Genomic DNA, 16,512 nt, shown 5'->3' on the forward strand with positions numbered 1-16,512 from the left:
CTTAAACCCAGTAAGCTATTTTACACTTGTAACGATTATAAAGAGCTATGGCGAGTCCCCAACCAACCAATAACATAACCGTACAAGCCAACCAACTCTCAAGATCAACCTCTATGCTCAGCATTGGCCCTCTTACAATCTCTATCAAATGATATAAAGGATTAAATTCCAGGTAAAAACCCCTTACCCCAACAGGCAACATAGATGCCATCCATATAATAGGAGTCAAGTAAAAAGCAACCTGCAGCAAGCTTGCCACGATTTGGGGCATGTCCCTGTAGCGAGCGCAAAACAGTGCCAAGGTAAGGGTTACCCAACCCAAATTAAGGACGAGAAGAAAAAAACCAGCTAATGAGAACAATACGTCAAACGACAACGACTTACCAAATATGAAAAAGACAATCGGCACTATCACCAGATTATGAGCGAGAATAATGGTATTTCTCCAGATGACTCTCATAACGTGTACAAACAACGGAATCGGAAGCTGTTTGATCACAGATTCCGCATTTATAAAAGAAAGGCATCCTTCCGTGAGGGTGGAAGAAATAAACATCCAGAAAATCATACCAATCGTCAGATAGGGTAAAAACTCATCTAGCGAGGATTGAAATATACGACCGAATACCAAGCCGATAGTAGCAATCATAACGCCCATGCTAACAGTGATCCAGAACGGCCCCAACGCAGAACGCCGATAACGTTGTTTTACATCTACCCAACCTAGAACACCAACCAAAGATATGCGCTGAAGTGCAGATACAATATCCTGCCCTCCGGCGCCTAAAAATCGATAGGACTCCCGCATCGTCTCCACCTCATCCTCATAATCAGTCAAAAAAAAGCTGAGCGTAAATACGCCCAGCCATTTCCTAACTAGCTACTTCTTAAGAAATATTTCGGGCATCTTGGGCATTGAATGGATGTTATGGGAAATCCAGGCAGCGGTCCGCCGCAGCCCCTCCTCAAGATCCACCTTCGCTTGAAAACCGAGAAGACCCTTCGCCTTTTCCACGCTCGGAATACGCAATTCGATATCAGCAGACAAGGCGTCCCTAAAAACTATCTCCGATTTCGAATTCAAGACACGGCAAATGGTTTCTGCAAGGCCGAATACAGTAGTAACAGCCCTAGAGTTACCAATATTGAAAGACTCTCCAACTGCATCCGGCTTTTCCAAAGCCAGCATCAGCCCTTCAACCATGTCGTCCACATAGCACCACGCCCTTATTTGGGTACCATCTCCAAAAATATAAATATCTTCGTTATTCAACGCTTTTCGGATCATGATGGAGATGGCGCCCTCTCCAGTTTGGCCAGGCCCATAAATATTAAAAGGGCGAACGGTGACGGTAGGCATACCACACTGACGATTGTAAGCATGAGTGAGGTGCTCCCCCGCAAGCTTACTAACCGCATATGTCCAACGCGCCTCTCCAACAGCACCCATCACGCTATGATCGATTTCCTCCGACTTAAAAGCTCGGCTACCAAAAATTTCAGAAGTAGAAAATTCTAAGAACCTCTCGAGGGCGCTAAGCTCAGAAGCAACCTCAAGGACATTTGCGGTACCAATCATATTAACCGTCATGGTACGAACCGGGCTGCGTACGGTGTTATCAATACCTGCAATCGCGGCAGCATGCACAACAATATTAGAGCCATTCATTGCAGATTTTAGAGAATCTTTATCAAGAATATTCCCTTTGACTAAGGTTACGTTTCCATGATCAAGAATCCCTGTTCCACTCGCAGTATCTCGATCCATATTATCAAACAATACGATTTCATTTTTATCACAGAGTTTTGAAGCTAGCGTCGAACCAATGAAACCAGCACCACCGGTAATAAAAATCTTCTTTCCAGAAATCATAAACCACCTCTTACTTAGGAGTAATTTAATAATGCGACAGTGAAGAGTTTTTCAACAAATCAGATTTTGCTTTAAAGTTTATCTTAGCAAGATTGGCAGCCTCAATTAACCGCTCCGTCACTACACGCTTCGAATGATACGTCATAAACCAATTTCTTGACGCCGTTCTTCGGGCCGAACCTCCCAAACCAGAAATCACAGAAATTATCCGCTCGGCAATTGTATCGGCCGAATTCGCTGAAAGTAACGGAGGATGCTCCCCAAAGCACCAGTCATGGACATGCTCATCATAAGAGGTGATCACTACACCTCCACACGCTAGTGCTTTGGGGGTAATCAGACCGAACACGCCCAACTCAAATTGGTCTAATACAAAATCGAAGCTACTGAACATTTTTATTAGAGTGGACTCTGCAACCGGCGGAATCCAACGGATATACTCATTAACACCGAGCTTTGCAGCATAAGATTTAGACTCTTGAATGTCTTGCCCCCAAGCAGGGATTATCAATGAAACCTTTTTACCCTCTGCGCGCAAAAGCCTCAAAGCGTCTATATACTTATAGTTTCCTTTTATTTTCCAGTTTTGCCTTGCGGGCGCGACCCCCAGCCAGTCGGTATCAGGAATAGATGACCTCATACTTTCATAATACTCACGACCCTCAGATGGAGCATATCGATCCTCATCAACTGGATGCGGACAAAATGTATAACTAGCCAGACCTAACACATCAGCCTGAGCCTTAACATCTGGGTTAGTTATAATTACGTGATCCGCAGCCGCATAAGCCGCAGCAAGCATTCTTCCATTAGAAGTATCCTCGAAAGGAATATCACGCATAGTTCCAATTTCCACAGCAACCACCGGTCGATCGTGACAAAACATTGCGTAAATTGGACTTAATACGTATGAAAATAAAACCTCATCTTCCGGCGATACAAGTTTCTTTAACCATGCCACATGAGGAGAAAACTTTAACGCATCATCCTGGTAATTATTTGGCGCGGAGATTCCACTGGCGCGCCCCACAACCTCCATCTTCACTTCGGAAAGCTGCTTTCGAGAGTAAAAAATCTTATAGTAGAATGGCCTTAACCATTCCTTTATGAATTGCGGAGAAATACGAGCAAGAAGCTTCAGCCTGGAGCTTTGATAATATTGTATATCTACTCTCTCAAACCATTCGGGCCTAGTTAACTCAACCGGCTTGTGGGAAACAAAGAAATTGTTTTCATCAGGGAAATTATTAAAATCAAGATCTTGATCATCCCACTCAGGCTGACTCATAAGATGATTTATATCATGACATATTAACCTTACATTGTGGCCGCTACTTTTTAGTATTTTGCAGTACCCATATGCCACGTTTGCGATATTGCAGATATGTAAGCTATTCAAAACAATCCACCAGTTAAAATTGACCGTTTTTCAAGCCCGCCTTAAAGTGGCGGAAATCTGTGTATTCAAGCTGCAACTTACACCTAAAATAAATACGTGTTGCTAATAACCGCACAGCTCTCATAGGGAGCTCAACAAAAATAGCTAGTTTTATTTAAACGTCAGTCGAAAAGTACTGCCGAGCATAACAACTGTACTCATAAACTTTCATAAAGCATGCTTTTGTTCATATGGGTCACGGACCTTAGCAAAACTGCTTCCTAAAAATATTCGACCTACAAAACACTCCATTTCATCCAGAGATGTAGGCACAGTGACACCTTGCTGATTTTCTGCCTCTACCAGCCAGAGCGGACTACTGCCGGTTGACACAACTAAACCTGAAGGCAGTGCAGCGAGAATTTCTCCTGGCGTCCTGAGGTATTCTCGGTACGCAAATTGGTCGAATGGTATGGCCTTTGTAAATATCCACTTTTGTCCGTCAATAAACGAAAAAGCACCCGGATAAGGCCTGCTTTGCGCGCGAACGAAATCTACAATTTCATTGACGTCTTGACTAAAGTCAATCAAACCGTCTTCAGGGGTTCGCTTCTTGTAATAACGAAGGGCTTTATGTTCCTGCGGCGCCCCCTGCTCACTATTTTGAAGCTTTAATACGGCTCTAAAAAAAAGATCGAAAGCTACATGCCCAACTTTTTCGTAAAGGGTCCTGGCAGTATCAAATCTTGTTATCTCAATAGGAGCTACCGCAAAAATTTCTCCGTCATCGGCCCTTTCTGTAAGATTAAATGCGTATAGCTCAATATCACGATAACCAAGCAAGATGTTCCAAACAATCGGCGCCCTTCCCAAACCTATAGGAGGGTGCCCAGCATGAAGTCCTAGACTTCCCATCGATGCCAGGCAGAATACCTCGGCGGGAATAAGTCTGTTCCAACCGTTGACGATCAGTACTTCGAAAGAGATATCGTTTAAATCACTGGATACAAAGGCATAACTAGACAGATATCTGACCTTTACACCGTAACGGGCGCACAAAGGGCCGGGATCGCAGTATCCAGAAACATTGTACTTGGCTCCCAGTTCGGGGGGCAATGAAACAACTAAAGCAACAGGCACCCCTGCCTTAAGCATTCGTCGCAATGTCAACTCACCGCTATCCGTGCATGTAACATAGACGGTGCGCGCTAACCATGAACCTGAGGTACTAGCCATTTCCCGCTCCATGAAAATAGGGACCTTTCAATAACAGATGGTCTTCACTCCACCAATCGGGGTGCACGAGTACTTGCAGTCTGTTCCATTGATTTAGATGCATCAAAATATCGCCTTCGCGCCAACTAGCATTCGAATCCGAAATATATTTCATATTTTTCGCCCATTCAGGTGCCATTGCGTAAAACGAAACTCCAAATTTATCCATATCATGGGTCTCATGGAAAAAACCAAGCCCATCAATCGTGTGCGTGAAGTCACGGTGCTCCGTAAATGTCTTGACCTTGACATCGAATATAGTTTCGAATATCGAAATTTCTTTGCGCAATAATCCCTCGAAATCATGACTAATCGCGCGCCCAACAGAGTGCGCTTCGAAATGCACACCTATCTCATGCCCCATGGATGCGACCTTACGAACAAGAGCGTAAACATAAGGCGCAAAAAGGTTATATTCATTTGCATGCACCCGGAACAGATACGTAGCAGTCATTCCAAGCTCTTGCTCTATACGAGCAATTTCCAATACGCCATTTAACGTATAATCAATATCGTGACGCAGAATTATTGTTTTACTATTGCAAGCATTAAAGTCAGCAAAACTTGAAACTACATACCCCGAATCCTTTGCTTCTGTGAGCATGGTTCGATAATACGCATAACTGAACGGCTTATGCTTTTCCATAGGAGCCCTTTATTCCTTCGCTTTCGAGTAGTTGCTGGCAGCCTTTATTCATCAGCGATAGTATCCGATCCGCCGAATGCCAGCGTTCGAACCACTCCTGACCTGCAGCCCCAACTTCTGATGTATATTGAGGCCTTGTCATTAAACGTTCCATATGACTCGCAATATCATATTCATTAACAGCACGCAGTACAGGGGGACATTCTCCAAAAAAAGCTGCACATGCCTCTGAATCAATATTGGATATTAGAGGACGCCCAAGACATAAAGCTTCCAGTCCAACATTCCCTAATGCCGGGAGGACGAATTGGTCGATAACAGCGTTAGACCGAATATACTCAGCCCAGAGCTGTTGTTTTCTCATCGGCGGTACCCAACTGAAAAAGTCCTCAACGCCGAGCTCAGCTATCCGTAGACGACTACGGGCTACATCCTCGCCCCACTCGATTAGAGTCACTGAAAAATGATAACCCTTTTCCTTGAGAAGCTTTACCGCAGCAAATACTAGGTGGTTCCCTTTTAGCATAGAGGATATCCCTTCTCGCCAGTGATGACGCGAAGGGTGAAAGAAGTAAAATGGTGCTTTCGTTGGAAACGAGGGTATCGTACTAATCCTAGAATTTATAAATCGCTTGATTTTATCGTCGTTAAACGGATGCGGGAGAAAGACCTGCCGACATGTAGGAATTCCCAGTTTTTTCAGTTGCGGGAGAACATCACTATTCGTAACGAATACCAAATCAGCATTTCTATAGGCGAGAGCCAGCATTTTGCCGGTCGAGGTATCCTCAAATGGCAGATCTCTAACCGTACCTATTTCGAGCGCGACATATGGGCGCTTTCCGCATAGATAAGGCAAAATAGGATCTGTTGCATACCCCGTTACCAAATCATACTGATCAAACAATCTAGCCCAGCGTTTTAAATGCAAAGAGTAGGCGTAATAGTCATCGACGGTGATCTCCCTTTTGTCATGCGGAAAGCACCTTCGGAAATCTTCAGCCACATCCTCATAACAAAGAACTTTGGACGCAGCGTTATCTACACACTCGTCTACTACGCGGCTGACCGCAGGTGCGATTTCGGGCCGCGCAGTAATTATTTCTCTTATTTTTTTTGCCGTCAGCGAATCGGAGCACGCCATCCAGCGCCCCCGCTCGGTTTTATGAGCGAGGTTTTCGAGCCATGAGTAGTTAGTATTTTTTGCCACTAAAAACTCTATTGCTAACTCAGCCGGTCCTTGTATAAACCAATCGGGCCTCTGATAGGGCATCCGAAAATTCACCCCCCACCAGTCTGGATAATATTGATTAGCTGGCGGCGTATCGAACTCAGCGTCTTCCCATTCTGGAGAGGACATGATGTGATAGAAATCGTAGCTTAAGAGTGTGGAATCCCAACCAGCCGCCTGCTGCAGCTTATTATTATTATATGCAACGTTCGCAATGTTACCTACGTTCAGAAGTCTCGCCCGTTTAGCACCTTTCATGAGTGGAAAATATTGAAAAGTTTCCTCCTGCAAAATCAAGTCATCTACTTTAGAGAACTTTTCAACATTATCTGGAACCAGCCAGTAACCGTTCTCACTGGAACTTGAAGGCTCACTTAAAGAAGCCAGAAGACAATCAAGTTTATAGGCGGTTTTACTTTGTGAAAACCCAAGCTCTAAATTAACCTCCACGAGCTCCTGCAAAACAACCAAAAGCTCCGCGCGCTCTTTGGCTTGCATCTCAAAGGGAGAACACGCTTCTGTTATGGCCCACCCTTTAATCTTACGGATGACGCGCAAAGGTAAACTAGTATATTTTTTTAAAACCTTCATTCGCCGCCTCTTATCTCTATTTCGCCGCCGTGTATTTACAGCATCATTTTTCACATCTATGACACTACACTCACGAGCACAACCACTGAAAACTAGATGGCTATAAATGTCGACTAGGAAGTTTTATTGAGCCAGGCGCGACTTAGCTAAAGGCCACACAAAACCTTGTAACTTTGGCTAGAATCATTCTACGCCGCCAACAATCTTCTCTATTAGTTTTTGAGGTGTATTGCAGCCAAAGCTCTAACTACTTGATCCGCATCTCTAAAAGTTAGATATGGATGCATCGGCAGACTCATAACTCGCTCGGCAATAGCGTCGCCCATAGGCAAGCTGGCTGTGTCATCCTTAACCGCCGGTTGGCGATTGAGTGGGATTGGGTAGTGCACGGCCGTGGGTACGCCTGCGGCCTTGAGGTGCTCCTGCACCTGGTCACGCGCTTCGACCTGTACCGTGTACTGGGCCCAGGCACTGAAGTTGTGGGCCTCGACGAAGGGCGCGATGATACCGGACTTGCCGAGCAGATGCGCGTAACGCTGGGCAGCCTGCTCCCGCAGTTCCAGCTCGCGCGGGAAGATTTCCAGCTTCGGCAGCAGGATGGCAGCCTGCAGGGTGTCCAGGCGGCTGTTAACACCCACGCGAATGTGGTGGTAACGGCGGTCCTGGCCGTGGCGGGCGATCTGGCGCATAACCTTGGCCAGCTCTTCATCGTTGGTGAAGATCGCGCCGCCGTCGCCATAACAACCCAGCGGCTTGCTGGGGAAGAAACTGGTGCAGGCTATGGTCGTCAGGTTGCAAGAGCGCGTGCCCTTGTAGGTGGCACCGAAGCTCTGCGCGGCATCCTCGATGACCGGGATGCCGTGTCGGGCAGCAATGGCGTTGATGGCATCGAAATCAGCGCACTGGCCATACAGCGAGACCGGGATGATCGCCTTGGTACGCGGGGTGATGGCGGCTTCGAGCAACTGCGGATCGAGATTGTAGGTGCGTGGATCGACGTCCACGTACACCGGTTTAGCACCCAGCAGAGCGACGGTCTCGGCAGTGGCAATGTAGGTGAAGCCTGGCGTAATGACCTCATCGCCCGGACCGATGCCCAGCGCCATCTGGGCGATCTGCAGGGCATCGGTGCCATTGGCCACGCTGATGCAGTGCTTCGCGCCGACGAAAGCCGCGAGCTTTTCTTCCAGCTCGCTGACTTCCGGGCCGAGAATGTACTGGCCGTGCTCCAAGACGCGCTGGATGCCGGCATCGATTTTTTCCTTGATCAGCGTCTGCTGCGCCTTGAGGTCGATGAACTCGATCACGCCACGCTCTCCTTGCTCAATACGCTGCCACGCAGCACATAACGCGCGCCGGTATGAACGCAGGGCGCGCTGCCCTCGCCTTGCAGCGGCAGTTCCAGCTGTTCGCCGAACTCGCTCATCCAGCCGATCTGCCGTGCCGGGACACCGACCATCAGGGCGTAGGCAGGAACGTCCTTGTTGATCACCGCGCCGGCGCCGACGAAGGCGAACTCACCGATGGTCACGCCGCAGACGATGGTGCAGTTGGCGCCGAGGGTGGCACCTCTCTTCACAAGCGTGTCGCGATACTGCTCCTTGCGCTCGATAAGGGAGCGGGGATTGTAAACGTTGGTGAACACCATACTTGGCCCGCAGAACACACCGTCCTCCAGAGTGACGTTGTCGTACACCGAGACATTGTTCTGGATCTTGCAATTATCGCCGATCAAGACCTTGTTGCCGATGAATACGTTCTGTCCTAGGGAAACGCCCTTGCCAATACGTGCGCCACCACAAACGTGTACAAAATGCCAGATACGAGAACCTTCGCCGATCTGGGCGCCTTCATCGACGATGGCGCTGGGGTGCTGAGAGTGAGTCATAAATGTGGCCTTTCGCCAAATATGAATGGTCGCCAGCAAGCTGGTTGCTAGACGGATCAGACTAGCCGGGTCAAGAACGGATGGCCTTCAGCATTCTTTGCGCAGACGATGGCAGCGGAACGGATGGTATTAACCGTTTCGACACAATGGCGAGCGTCTTCGATGCCATAACCGCGACCGGCAAGAATTTCTTCATAACTGGTGGTGTGAAGGTCAGTAAAGCCTTCGGAGAACTCCATCTCCTCACCATTTACGGTGATGGACCGATAGGTCGGTTTCTTGCCCTTAACAGAATCCGGAAGATCGTCGGCATCGATGGAAAGAAACCAGCGGACGCGAGCGTTTTCATATTCCAGGTAGCCGGCGGCTTTGTATTCCGAAGCGAAATGCACGACGTTGCGCTGTAGCTTGCCGAAAACGAAGTGCAGCATGTCGTAAAAATGCACGCCGATATTGGTTGCCACGCCGAACGATTTGCGAGGGTCACCTTTCCAGCTCTCCATGTACCACTTGCCACGCGACGTAATGTAGGTCAAATCCACGTCGTATTTGTGCTCAGCATTTTCGCGAGCCACCTTGTTCTTCAGGTTGAGGATGGCCTGGTGATGTCGCAGCTGCAGAATATTGTAAAGACGTTTGCCGGTTTCTCGCTCGACCAAGGTCAGTTCGTCGAGACTTTCTGGTGTTGGCACCAGCGGTTTTTCACAGATCACATCACAACCCAACCTCAGGCCGGCGACGATATGCGCATGGTGCAGGTAATTAGGCGAACAGACTGACACATAATCGAGCGCAGTAGCCGGGTTGCGCTTGATGCGATGGGCGTGTTCCTGAAAGCGCTCGAACTCGGTGAAGAATTCGCTTTGGGGCGAGATGCTGTCGATGATACCGACCGAGTCGTTGATGTCGTAAGCAGAAACCAGCACATTGCCGGTATCCTTGATCGCACGCATATGACGCGGGGCAATATAACCGGCGGCGCCAATCAGGGCAAAGTTCTTCATGGATGATCCTTAACACACTTATCCAACAAGCCCAAAAGGGCGTTGTTGGATATTATTATTTGTTTAATGACCGTATCAGGCCTTGATGATGTGCTTGGCCGGCGCACGGTATTTGCCACGGCTGTCAACGATCAGCTTGGCGTGCTGTTGAATAAGTTCGTAATCGAACTTGTCATGATCGGTCGCGACCACCACTGCATCGAAACTGGCGATGCTTTCGGCGGTTAGCGCTTCACTGCTCAGATTAAAATGGTGCTCGCGCATCTTCGGAAATACCGGGACATGGGGGTCACTGTAGGCCACCCGACCACCCTTGCCCTCAATCAGTTCCATGATCTCCACTGAAGGCGATTCGCGCATATCGTCTACGTTTTTCTTATAGGCGATACCCAATACCAGAACACGGCTACCTTTGACCGCTTTGCCGCTCTCGTTCAAACCATCCATCAACTTGCTCAATACATACTCAGGCATCGCTTTGTTGACTTCGCCGGAAAGCTCGATAAAGCGCGTATGCAAACCATACTCCCGGGCTTTCCAGGTCAAGTAGAAAGGGTCAATCGGGATACAGTGGCCACCCAAACCAGGGCCTGGGTAGTAAGCAGTGAAGCCGAACGGCTTGGTCGCGGCGGCATCAACCACCTCAAAAATATCGATGCCCATGCGATCAGCCACTACCTTCATTTCATTGACCAGACCGATATTAACGGCGCGATGGATGTTTTCCAGCAGCTTGGTCATTTCTGCAGCTTTGGTTGAGCTGACCGGAACCACTTGATCGATGGCTTGTTCATAGAGAGCTATGCCAACTTCAAGGCAAGATTGAGTATGGCCACCGATGACCTTCGGAATAGTGCGGGTTTCAAAATTGGGGTTGCCTGGATCTTCACGCTCGGGTGAATAGACGAGAAAGATGTTCTCACCAACAACCAGACCGCCTTCTTGAACCCGCGGCAAAAGCTCTTCTTCAGTAGTGCCGGGATAGGTAGTACTTTCCAGCGAGACAACCTGACCAGCGCGTAGATAGGGTTTGATGGCATTTGTCGTATCGATCACGAAGCTCATATCGGGCTCTCGATACTTGTTCAACGGGGTGGGCACACAAAGAATCAAGGCATCACAATCACTAGCCCGTCTGAAGTCGGTAGTGGCTTCGAAGCCACTCTGGCGAGCCTTTGCGATATGCTCACCCGCAATATGCTCGATGTAACTTTGCCCAGAGCTTAACTTAGCAACTTTGCTCTCATCAATATCGATCCCGAGCACTCGGAAGCCAATCGCGTTGTATCGCAACATCAACGGCAAGCCAACATAACCAAGACCGACGATACCTATCAGCGCTTCCTTGCTTTTAAACTTGGCTACGCTAGTTCTTTTTTGCTCGGACATCTATTACTTTCTCCGCTGAACATCAATCGCCGAAACGGCGCTAAATAAGATAAAACTCGGGCGTTGCGAGTTGGGCTTTGTGCCCAAGCTATGCCATTTCGGTTTTTTCGCTTTGTGTTCGGATGTCTAGCCGTCGCTCTCCGTATTTCTCAAAGAGGCTGGTGGCCAAAGCGCGCTTCGCTCCCTTTTCCCCGTGTACCACCCGTATCTCAATTGGCCAGTCCCGCATTCCAGTCACAAACTTAACCAACCCTTTCTGATCCGCATGTGCCGAATAGCCGCCAATGCTGGAGATACCGGCTTTTATATCCAGTCGCTCGCCATCAATATCGACATAACCACGTACCGGGCCATAGGCCTGAATTGCTCGGCCGGGGGTCCCTGCCGCCTGGTAACCGACGAACAGCACGTTATGCCTCGAATCGCCCAGCATAGCCTTCAGATAGTTAACAATCCTTCCGCTTGAGCACATGCCATTACCAGTAATCACGATTGCCGGACGAGCGGTACGTGCAAGGTGCTGGACCATGCGCACATGGTCACTGTGGCTATCGACGGTTATCAGCTGCTCGAACCCCAGTGGGCGGCGGCCGGATTTTACACGCTTAAGCGCCTCCTGATTCCAGAAAGGCTGAAGTTCTCGATAAGCTGCGGTGAAGCGGCTCGCCAGCGGCGAGTCTAGGATGATGGGGAGCTCGGGCCAGTTGATTGGGTTTACCGCATCACTAGGGCTATTCGCGAGCAAGCTCGCTCCTACAGCTGGAAGCCGTTTGGTCTTGCTGTGAATGAACGCTTCCAGTTCGTAGAGCAATTCCTGGGTGCGGCCAATGCTGAAGGCCGGAATTAAAACTGTGCCCTGGTCTTTCAACGCTTTTTCTATTACAGCTTCGAGGCGCTGCTGGCGAGTGCGGCGATTTTCGTGATTGCGGCCAACATAGGTGCTTTCGAGTACCAAGATGTCCGCGCGGTGAGGTGGCTTCGGTGCCGGCAGCAGCGGAGCGTGTGGCGCACCGAGGTCGCCAGAGAAAACGACACGTTTTTTCTCGCCCGCCTGTGGATACTGCAGATCGAACTCAACGTAGGCAGAACCGAGGATATGGCCGGCCCGCTGGAGACGAATACGGCAAACGAGATCGTCCGTGTCACGCAGGTTGAACCAGGTCTTGTAGGGCAAGGCAATGATGCGTTGCTCAATCAGCTCTATATAACGCTCGACTTTTTTCTGGTCGCGGCTAACGCCGAGTTTGAACGCGTCTTCCAGCACGATGGGCAGCAGCTTGGCTGAGGGCTCGCTGCAAAGGATTGGGCCGTCGAAACCAGCGGCGAGCAAATAAGGAATGCGGCCGACGTGGTCGATGTGCACATGTGTTGCGATTAGTGCCCGCACGGTATCCAGCGGGAATTCGATGTCAAGGCTGCCCTGCCCGGCTCTTCCATCCTTGGAAATATCGGCCCCTTGGAACAGGCCGCAGTCGACCAGGTAGCTATGGGCGGTATCGGCATGCAACTCGTGGCACGAGCCGGTCACGCCGTTGACGGCGCCGTGGTGGGTGATTTGGGGATACGGCATCGGTTAGTTCCCTTAACCTGGCGGTGTGAGCGGCTTCGCAAAGCGGCGCATTTTGCCATGTGTTTAACCTCACACCAAGTGCGGCCTTGAAATATATCAGGGGTTCGGGGAACTTTTCGGAGAAAGACTTGTATCGCATGACTAGCGGAAGGCGCCGCCACCTGTAGATAGCGGAGAAGTGCTCATTCGTCTTCGTTAACCCGATCCCGCAACTCTTTACCCGGCTTGAAATGCGGGACGAACTTGCCGTCGAGCGGGACGGATTGGCCTGTCTTGGGGTTACGCCCGACGCGGGGCGCGCGGTAATGAAGGGAGAAACTGCCGAAGCCGCGGATTTCGATGCGGTCACCGGTGGCCAGTGCCTGGGCCATCTGTTCGAGCATGGTCTTGATGGCCAGCTCAACATCCTTGGACGAAAGAAGGCCTTGTTGGGTGACGATACGTTCGATCAACTCCGACTTGGTCATGGTTTTCCCTTCGTTTTCAAGCGGCTAGATCAATTAGGTTGCGCTCGTTTGTAGCATGTTGTTCAGAGTTTGAACAGCCTGAACATTTGGGTCAGGTTTTGGAGGGAGTGGTCGAAAGCGGCTGGGGTTTGGTGCGGGAATCCCTGACTTAGAGTGCGAGGCTGTGACGCTTGGTAGGCCTGGGGCTTGCATTCGCCGCGGGGCGCGCCTCCCACTGGAGCGGCGCGGTTGTGCTGGGGTTTGGTGGGAGCCCGGCCTTGAGGCAAAGCTTTTAAAGGCGGCAGGTCTGCGGTCTGCATTCGCCGCGGGGCGCGCCTCCCACTGGAGCGGCACGGTTGCTCCGGGGTTTGGTGGGAGGCCCCGGCCTCGGGGCGAAGCTTTTGAAAACTGGCAGGTCTGCGACCTGCATTCGCCGCGGGGCGCGCCTCCCACGAGAAGCGGCGCGGTTGTGCTGGGGTTTGGTGGGAGGCCCCGGCCTCGGGGCGAAGCTTTTAGAAGCTGGCAGGTCTGCGGTCTGTATTCGCCGCGGGGCGCGCCTCCCACAAATGTTGAAGCGGTATAGCGATTTGTTTTTGTGGGAGGCTCGACCTCGAGGCGAAGCTTTTGGCGTTAGGCTGCTGAGTCAAACAGGAGGAACATTAGGAGTATGGATGCTCGTTTTTCGTCAAACCGATTACGGGCGGGGCGCTGGTCTGGCGAGGGGCAAATCTATCTGGTCACCACGGTAACTAAACATCGTCGGCCGGTCTTCCAGGATCTCTTTGCCGCCCGTGAGTTGATACGTGTAATGCGGGCCGATGAGGCACGGGGCTCGCATAGGATGTTGGCGTTTGTGGTGATGCCGGATCACCTTCATTGGCTGTTGGAGTTACGAAACGGATCTTTGTCGCAACTTGTAGGGCGAGTGAAGTCGATTTCAGCGAAACGTATCGGCGGACGGGTTTGGCAAGACGGGTTTCATGATCGGGCATTGCGTAAAGAGGAAGATTTGCAGGCAATGGCTCGGTATGTGGTGGCTAATCCGCTACGGGCAGGGCTGGTGGAGCGGATCGGCGATTACCCGCACTGGGATGCGGTTTGGTTGTGACTTTGTTGTTCGCACCTTCGGCGCGATTCGCCGCGGGGCGCTCCTCCCACAAAGGCAGGACGGTGCGGGAGCTGACCTTGGCTTTGGCTTTGTAGAGGCCCGACTCGGGGTGAAGCTGCTGGCTTTCTGAGCTGGCGCGGGGCTCGCTTTCGCCGCGGGGCGCGCCTCCCACAACAGTTGAAGCGGCGTGGCGGTTGGGACTTGTGGGAGGCCCGACCTCGGGGCGAAGCTTTAGAAGCTGGCAGGCCCTCGGCCTGCATTCGCCGCGGGGCTCGCCTTCCGCTAGAAGAATTACGCGACTGAAACGAAAAAGGGTGGGCTATCAAGCCCACCCTTTTGGTCAACCAAGAACGATCAATCCTCGCGATAGCGACGCAGCTTGAGCTGCTTGCCGCCTACGCGGGTGTCCTTGAGTTTACCGAGCAGGCGCTCGAGGCCTTCTTCCGGCAGCTCTACCAGGCTGAAGCTGTCACGTACCTGGATGCGGCCGATATCTTCACGGGCCAGCCCGCCTTCGTTGAGGATGGCGCCAAGCAGGTTGCGCGCAGCGATGCCGTCGCGGGCACCCAATGCGGTGCGGCAGCGGGCACGGCCTTCGGCCAACGGGATCGGCGCACGACGCTCGCGGTCACCGCTACGCTCAGGACGATCGGAGCGCTCGCGCGGGCTGCTGGTCGGAACCAACGGCTGCTCTTTTTCCACCTCAGCCAGGGTCAGCGCCTGACCATTAGTGGCTTTACGCAACAAGGCGGCGGCCAGGGCACGCAGGCTGCAGCCGGAGTCGGCAACTAGCTTATCGAGCAATTCGCCATGACTGGCTTCGGCATCGGCCACGAGCGGAGCCAGGCTGTTGGTCAGTTTCTTGATTCGCGCCTCGAGCACTTGTTGCCCGTTTGGCAGCCGAGCTTCAGCAACCTTCTGGTTGGTGACGCGCTCGATGACCTGCAGCATGCGGCGCTCACGAGGCGTGACCAGCAGCAGCGCGCGGCCTTCGCGACCAGCACGGCCGGTACGGCCGATACGGTGCACGTAGGATTCCGGATCGTAAGGCATGTCGACGTTGAAGACATGGGTGATGCGCGAAACATCGAGGCCACGAGCGGCGACGTCGGTGGCGACAACGATATCCAGGCGACCGTCTTTGAGCGACTCGATGACGCGCTCACGCTGGTTCTGGGCGATGTCGCCGTTCAGTGCGGCAGCTTTGTAGCCCTTGGCTTCCAGCGCGGCCGCCAGGTCGAGGGTGGCCTGCTTGGTACGCACGAACGCGATCAGTGCGTCGAAGTCTTCAACTTCGAGCAGGCGCAGCACGGCAGCAATCTTCTGATCAGCATGGACCATCAGGTGTGCCTGCTCGATGGCGGTCACTGTCTGGGTCTTGGTAGCGACCTTGATGTGCTGCGGCTCGCGCAGGTGCTTCTCGGCGATGGCGCGAATGGAATGCGGCAGGGTCGCGGAGAACAGCACGGTCTGACGGCTTTCCGGCATGGCTTCGAAGATGACTTCGAGGTCGTCCATGAAGCCCAGCTTGAGCATCTCGTCAGCTTCGTCGAGTACGAGGTACTGAATGGTGCCGAGCAGTGCGCTGTTGCGGCTCAGGTGGTCGACCAGGCGGCCAGGTGTAGCGACGATGACCTGCGCGCCCTGACGGATGGCCTTAAGCTGCGGGCCCATCGGAGCGCCGCCGTAGACGGCGACCACGGTCAAGCCAGGCATCTGCTTGGCATAGGTTTCGAACGCGGTGGCAACCTGCAGCGCCAGCTCGCGGGTTGGCGCGAGAATAAGCGCCTGCACTTCCTTACGAGCGGGATCGATCTTCGACAGAATGGGCAGCGCGAAGGCGGCGGTCTTGCCGGTACCGGTCTGGGCTTGGCCGATCATGTCGTGGCCGCCGAGAATTACCGGGATAGCCTGGCTCTGGATTGCCGAAGGCTCTTCGTAGCCCACTGCGGTGACAGCGGCGAGTACGGAAGGATGAATACCGAGTGCAGCAAAGCTGCCGATTTCCTGGGTCATGGGTCTTTTCCTGATGCTCCGCAAAGACCCATGTTCCGAAGCTGCGCATGCCATGCAAAACCCGAAGGTCACCCTGGCAGCCTGGTCGGCGGGGTTT

Annotated in this window: 14 protein-coding genes; 1 reads left to right on the forward strand and 13 read right to left on the reverse strand. The window is 51.8% G+C overall.

Features of this window, described 5'->3' with window-relative positions; genetic code table 11:
• Window position 1: 1 nt before the first annotated feature.
• From ACQKIK_RS01135 to ihfB, 12 genes are all read right to left on the reverse strand, one after another.
• The gene (locus tag ACQKIK_RS01135) at window positions 2-808 is read right to left on the reverse strand and encodes an ABC transporter permease (protein WP_499134454.1); all 807 of its coding nucleotides are present in this window, start codon (window positions 806-808) and stop codon (window positions 2-4) included.
• Between the two features lie 72 nt (window positions 809-880).
• Window positions 881-1,873 (reverse strand): NAD-dependent epimerase/dehydratase family protein, encoded by a 993-nt coding sequence (locus tag ACQKIK_RS01140; protein ID WP_499134455.1) that lies wholly within the window; start codon window positions 1,871-1,873, stop codon window positions 881-883.
• Between the two features lie 25 nt (window positions 1,874-1,898).
• Complete coding sequence (locus tag ACQKIK_RS01145) at window positions 1,899-3,161, reverse strand: glycosyltransferase family protein (RefSeq protein ID WP_499134457.1); 1,263 nt, start codon at window positions 3,159-3,161, stop codon at window positions 1,899-1,901.
• Between the two features lie 318 nt (window positions 3,162-3,479).
• Window positions 3,480-4,487, reverse strand: a complete 1,008-nt coding sequence (locus ACQKIK_RS01150) for a methionyl-tRNA formyltransferase (protein WP_499134459.1) — start codon at window positions 4,485-4,487, stop codon at window positions 3,480-3,482.
• Window positions 4,480-5,172 carry a hypothetical protein gene (locus ACQKIK_RS01155; RefSeq protein ID WP_499134460.1) on the reverse strand — a complete coding sequence of 231 codons (693 nt, stop codon included), beginning with the start codon at window positions 5,170-5,172 and terminating at the stop codon, window positions 4,480-4,482. The genes ACQKIK_RS01150 and ACQKIK_RS01155 overlap by 8 nt, the downstream gene beginning before the upstream one ends.
• A complete protein-coding gene (locus ACQKIK_RS01160; protein ID WP_499134461.1) occupies window positions 5,159-6,994 on the reverse strand; it encodes a glycosyltransferase family protein in 1,836 nt (611 codons plus the stop codon). The genes ACQKIK_RS01155 and ACQKIK_RS01160 overlap by 14 nt, the downstream gene beginning before the upstream one ends.
• Window positions 6,995-7,206: 212 nt before the next feature.
• Window positions 7,207-8,301, reverse strand: coding sequence for a DegT/DnrJ/EryC1/StrS family aminotransferase (locus tag ACQKIK_RS01165; protein ID WP_499134462.1), 1,095 nt, complete (start codon window positions 8,299-8,301; stop codon window positions 7,207-7,209).
• Complete coding sequence (gene wbpD, locus ACQKIK_RS01170; protein ID WP_499134463.1) at window positions 8,298-8,882, reverse strand: UDP-2-acetamido-3-amino-2,3-dideoxy-D-glucuronate N-acetyltransferase; 585 nt, start codon at window positions 8,880-8,882, stop codon at window positions 8,298-8,300. Before wbpD ends, ACQKIK_RS01165 begins: the two co-directional genes overlap by 4 nt.
• Window positions 8,883-8,938: 56 nt before the next feature.
• On the reverse strand, window positions 8,939-9,886 hold the full coding sequence (wbpB, locus tag ACQKIK_RS01175; protein ID WP_499134465.1) for a UDP-N-acetyl-2-amino-2-deoxy-D-glucuronate oxidase: 948 nt from the start codon (window positions 9,884-9,886) through the stop codon (window positions 8,939-8,941).
• A gap of 75 nt (window positions 9,887-9,961) precedes the next feature.
• On the reverse strand, window positions 9,962-11,275 hold the full coding sequence (wbpA, locus tag ACQKIK_RS01180; RefSeq protein WP_499134467.1) for a UDP-N-acetyl-D-glucosamine 6-dehydrogenase: 1,314 nt from the start codon (window positions 11,273-11,275) through the stop codon (window positions 9,962-9,964).
• Between the two features lie 88 nt (window positions 11,276-11,363).
• Complete coding sequence (locus ACQKIK_RS01185; RefSeq protein WP_499134468.1) at window positions 11,364-12,845, reverse strand: MBL fold metallo-hydrolase RNA specificity domain-containing protein; 1,482 nt, start codon at window positions 12,843-12,845, stop codon at window positions 11,364-11,366.
• A 182-nt stretch (window positions 12,846-13,027) separates the two neighbouring features.
• Window positions 13,028-13,312, reverse strand: coding sequence for an integration host factor subunit beta (ihfB, locus tag ACQKIK_RS01190; RefSeq protein ID WP_019340642.1), 285 nt, complete (start codon window positions 13,310-13,312; stop codon window positions 13,028-13,030).
• A 646-nt stretch (window positions 13,313-13,958) separates the two neighbouring features.
• On the opposite strand from ihfB, the gene ACQKIK_RS01195 reads away from it, so the two are divergent.
• Window positions 13,959-14,399 (forward strand): REP-associated tyrosine transposase, encoded by a 441-nt coding sequence (locus ACQKIK_RS01195; protein ID WP_499134469.1) that lies wholly within the window; start codon window positions 13,959-13,961, stop codon window positions 14,397-14,399.
• Window positions 14,400-14,753: 354 nt separating this feature from the next.
• Here the strand turns inward: ACQKIK_RS01195 and ACQKIK_RS01200 are convergent, their stop codons facing one another.
• Window positions 14,754-16,415, reverse strand: a complete 1,662-nt coding sequence (locus ACQKIK_RS01200; protein ID WP_499134470.1) for a DEAD/DEAH box helicase — start codon at window positions 16,413-16,415, stop codon at window positions 14,754-14,756.
• Window positions 16,416-16,512: the final 97 nt, after the last annotated feature.

Origin of the sequence: Pseudomonas sp. NPDC047961, from assembly GCF_050272435.1 — a bacterium.
GTDB lineage: Bacteria > Pseudomonadota > Gammaproteobacteria > Pseudomonadales > Pseudomonadaceae > Stutzerimonas.

What these genes read in the sequence shown, in the direction of transcription:
- ACQKIK_RS01160 (WP_499134461.1), bottom strand. Translation starts at nt 6,994, where the DNA reads ATGAAGGTTTTAAAAAAATATACTAGTTTACCTTTGCGCGTCATCCGT.
- wbpB (WP_499134465.1), bottom strand. Translation starts at nt 9,886, where the DNA reads ATGAAGAACTTTGCCCTGATTGGCGCCGCCGGTTATATTGCCCCGCGT.
- ACQKIK_RS01185 (WP_499134468.1), bottom strand. Translation starts at nt 12,845, where the DNA reads ATGCCGTATCCCCAAATCACCCACCACGGCGCCGTCAACGGCGTGACC.
- ACQKIK_RS01135 (WP_499134454.1), bottom strand. Translation starts at nt 808, where the DNA reads ATGCGGGAGTCCTATCGATTTTTAGGCGCCGGAGGGCAGGATATTGTA.
- ACQKIK_RS01195 (WP_499134469.1), top strand. Translation starts at nt 13,959, where the DNA reads ATGGATGCTCGTTTTTCGTCAAACCGATTACGGGCGGGGCGCTGGTCT.
- ACQKIK_RS01155 (WP_499134460.1), bottom strand. Translation starts at nt 5,172, where the DNA reads ATGGAAAAGCATAAGCCGTTCAGTTATGCGTATTATCGAACCATGCTC.
- ACQKIK_RS01200 (WP_499134470.1), bottom strand. Translation starts at nt 16,415, where the DNA reads ATGACCCAGGAAATCGGCAGCTTTGCTGCACTCGGTATTCATCCTTCC.
- wbpA (WP_499134467.1), bottom strand. Translation starts at nt 11,275, where the DNA reads ATGTCCGAGCAAAAAAGAACTAGCGTAGCCAAGTTTAAAAGCAAGGAA.
- ACQKIK_RS01150 (WP_499134459.1), bottom strand. Translation starts at nt 4,487, where the DNA reads ATGGCTAGTACCTCAGGTTCATGGTTAGCGCGCACCGTCTATGTTACA.
- ACQKIK_RS01145 (WP_499134457.1), bottom strand. Translation starts at nt 3,161, where the DNA reads ATGAGTCAGCCTGAGTGGGATGATCAAGATCTTGATTTTAATAATTTC.
- ihfB (WP_019340642.1), bottom strand. Translation starts at nt 13,312, where the DNA reads ATGACCAAGTCGGAGTTGATCGAACGTATCGTCACCCAACAAGGCCTT.
- ACQKIK_RS01140 (WP_499134455.1), bottom strand. Translation starts at nt 1,873, where the DNA reads ATGATTTCTGGAAAGAAGATTTTTATTACCGGTGGTGCTGGTTTCATT.
- wbpD (WP_499134463.1), bottom strand. Translation starts at nt 8,882, where the DNA reads ATGACTCACTCTCAGCACCCCAGCGCCATCGTCGATGAAGGCGCCCAG.